We start from the raw sequence: 3,473 nt of genomic DNA, 5'->3' as shown, positions 1-3,473 counted from the left end.
GTCACTAATATTCAAATAGGGTCTTTTTAGTATTCTGTGTGCGAAAACTATTGAGCCAAATAACGGTATTATCGTAAAGATACTCCAGAAATAGGCATTCCCTGTAATTTTACTTTTAATCATTTTTACATTTTACCAAATAAATTTTAGCGCTTAAGAAACCTCTTACTTAAAAAAGAAAGGAGACCTAAAATCGCATAGTTCTTTAATAAATTAACGGATTATGTTTTTTTCAATTTTTAAGAATAATGAAGCAAACATAAAAACCAACGCTATCATAAAATACCACCCAAATGTTTTTTTGTTGTATTGTTTTTTAAATTGTTTAATCAAAATTTTGTATTTATCATCTCTTAAAAATAGTTGATAGTGAAGTGACATAATAGGTATTATACAATACACGCCTATATTTAAAATGAAATTGTATCTGCGATCAGAAATAAAATTTATGATTAAAAAATCTAAAGCACCATTGAGTACATAGTTGTTAATGATTAAATAAACAAAAATAGCATATGCGGAAGTTGCAAAAGCAAAATAAAACCCTGAAGCAAACTTCCAGATATCGCTCATAAACCCATTATTTTGAGCAGTATAAATTGAACTAATCATTATTTTGTAGAATAATTTTTTCATTTTTTATTGTTTAGTTACTTGCATCATAAATAGTAGTGCCTATAGAGTAACCTAAAGCAACAGCGCCAACAACCCAGCCAACTGGATTTGAAGCGAAGAAAACAGCGGCTACAACTCCTGCTGTATTAACACCTAAATCGGCCCAATCCCTTACTGTTGCGTTCTCAACACCCTTATCGTAAATTTCAACACCTTTTATTCCTATTTGAACAACACCTGAGGCAACTCCCATTACTTTTGTTGTAGTTAATAGTCCTTTGCCTACTTTACCTAAAGTATTTGTTGTTCTCCATGCTTGTTGTGTTTCTCTTAATTTTGCAAAGGCCCATGGGTTTCTAGCACTTTTGTAATTCTGAGCTATTGAGTAACCTATTAGTTCTTGCTGAATTCCCATTCCAATACCTAGTGCATTTGCAGTATCATTCCACGCTCTACTATCATTTTGAGTTTGAACCGCTGAACTGTCAGAAAAAAAGTTTTTAAAACTGCTACCTTTTATGGTATGCAAGACTGTTGCTCCATCTTCCGTATTGTAAGCTATTTTAAAATTACCATTCTCATACCCAAAGGTATAACCATTATTGTCAATTTCCCAATAACCTCTGTTGTCATTATAAGATACGGTTGCGCCCGATAGACCATAAGTCTGTATATGATCCATGGCCGCTTGTTTTGTTTCAAAAAGGCCACTTGGGTCAGCCCAAAATACGGGATTATTATAGGCAAAACGATAAGGGGTTATACCAGGAGCCAATTCGCTCAAAACATCCAAACTGTTAAACCTTCCCAGTGCATTGTCATACTGCCTGAAGTCCATTGCCGTCATATTCAGCCCAAGCTCCTCCTGGAATTCCTTTCCATTGAACTTGTAATTGTAGGAATACATGAACGGGCAGTCTGGGCAGAATTCTATGACTCCACCGCCCATCCTGTCGTACATCCTTTTGGTGGTATTGTAGTTCTTGTGAGTAAGCCCGAATGGGTAATAGTTGTTCTCTTCTATGATAACGACCTGTTCCGATACCGGATCCCTGGTGTAGCTGAGCCTGATATTGCCCAGATGATCCTTATAGTTGTAGATGTAGTTGAAAGCCGGTCTTGTTCCGTCGCTTGCCGCCTTCACATACCCTTCGGCCGTATGTATGGCTTCCAATGTCCCGTTGGCGTAGTCGAACCCGTCCAGATATTCCTGTGTCTTGACAGGCATAGCGCTTTCAGTCACGGTCTTCCTTAATTTTTTTCCGTTGGCATTATAGAGGTACTCGATGGTCGCCCCTCCCGCAAAGGTGATTTTTGTCGGCAGGTTGAGGTGGTTGTAGGCAATCAGGTCGATGTTCTTGTTCTGGTCGGAGACCATGTTGCCGTTCATGTCGTAGGCATAGTCGTCCTGGGTGTCGTTAGTCCCGTCGCTGTCATCCCTGAATCCGGCCGGGCTGTTGGTGTAGTCGGTCACCTTTGCTACCCTGTTGGAATTGGGCAGGTAGGCATAGTCCAGGTCGTCGACCATCATGGCCACTACGGCATCGTCAAATTCCCCAAAGCGCTGCAGCTTCCTTATGTTCCCGTTCTTGTCGTACTGCTGGCTCTCCCTGTAGGAGTCTGGCGCGGATATGGTTTCGGGCTTTTGGTAGGAGGCGGAGGCAAGCCTTCCTATGCTGTCGAACTGGTAGGCGTACCTGCGGAGTATGTTGTCGTTTGCCGTCCTCCAGTAGGTCTCGGATATGTTTCCGTTGAACTGTGGCTGTGCAGCCAGCGGATCATCATAGCTGATCTTAAAGGCGAACAGGTCTGCAGGGTCTCCCGGCTTTGCAAGCGTTTCCGTATCGTTGATCCCCTTGAGCCACCCGCGCACGTTATAGGCATAGTCGACCTTCTGCAGGGGAGCCGTAAGTGAGGACCCGCCCGTCTTCTTGGAGATGAGCTGCCCGAGCTCGTCGTAGGTGTTCTTCGACAGGAACTCCGAAGCCCTGTTCCCGATCTTGTGGCTGCGGTTGAGCAGACGGTCTTGGCTGCTGTAGGTGAAGTCTTCCCTTACCGTGACCAATGATCCGGTAGCAGTGCGGTTGTGCCCGGTTACCGTATAGAGCACCTTTCCTGAGAAGTCAAGTTTCGTGTCGGTCTGTGTATATCCTCCCATATAATTTAGGGTACGGACACGCACAGGCCTGGCCTTATGGTCGTACAAGTTATAGGAAAGTTCCCCCGCCACGGCAGTGGAGGCTTCCAGAACCCTTGACCAGGAACCTGTCGGCAGGCCCTTTGGCAGTACCGTGAGGTTGTAGTATACGGGCTGTCCTTCCACGTCAGCGAATGCCGAAGGCGCTCCCGGAAAGGCGTAGCTGTCATAGTAATTTACCGTGAACACGTGCCATCCGGAACCCGTAGGCCATGCCTGGTTGGTATAGCGGAAGGCCACGCCGTTCACGGTGTTGTCCGATGCGGTTTTGGCCTCGCTCAGGTTGGCGGTCTGGGCGTTGCGTGCCGCCTGCAGGGTGTTCCTCTCGGCACTTGTCACCGAGGCCTGCATCCATCCGGTATAGGCAATGCGCCCGAAAACGTCGTATTTGGTAAACAGCCACCCGGATGCGGTAATGTCATTGAAGGGCGAGAAGGCCGGGCCTGTGGCAACCACGCGGTCCAGATTGTCATAGATGATAAATTCCCACTGCTTTCCGGGAAGCTTCTTTTCCACAAGCCGTTTGCGTTCGTCATAGCGGTACTGGTAGCATAGCCCGTCCAGGTCTGCCTGGCTTGTGCTTCCGTCGGAGATCGGAGGCAGCACGAAGGCAAGGTTGCCGAAATCGTCATAGACGTAGTAGGTGTCGTGCCAGCCTTCT

The 3,473-nt window shown here is 45.7% G+C and carries 2 protein-coding genes; both read right to left on the bottom strand.

The genetic code is table 11. The features are described 5' to 3' along the window. Positions 1-213: 213 nt before the first annotated feature. Entirely contained in the window at positions 214-636 is a 423-nt protein-coding gene (locus tag ASG38_RS04035) for a hypothetical protein (protein ID WP_056067419.1), read from the bottom strand. 10 nt (positions 637-646) lie between these two features. Continuing rightward, positions 647-3,473 (bottom strand): RHS repeat domain-containing protein (locus ASG38_RS04030; RefSeq protein WP_304437725.1); only part of this gene is annotated, 2,827 nt, incomplete at its 5' end.

This window comes from Flavobacterium sp. Leaf359 (assembly GCF_001423985.1).
GTDB lineage: Bacteria > Bacteroidota > Bacteroidia > Flavobacteriales > Flavobacteriaceae > Flavobacterium > Flavobacterium lindanitolerans.
Note: the sequence above shows the minus strand (reverse complement) of the source record. Positions and strands in the feature narration are given on the sequence as shown.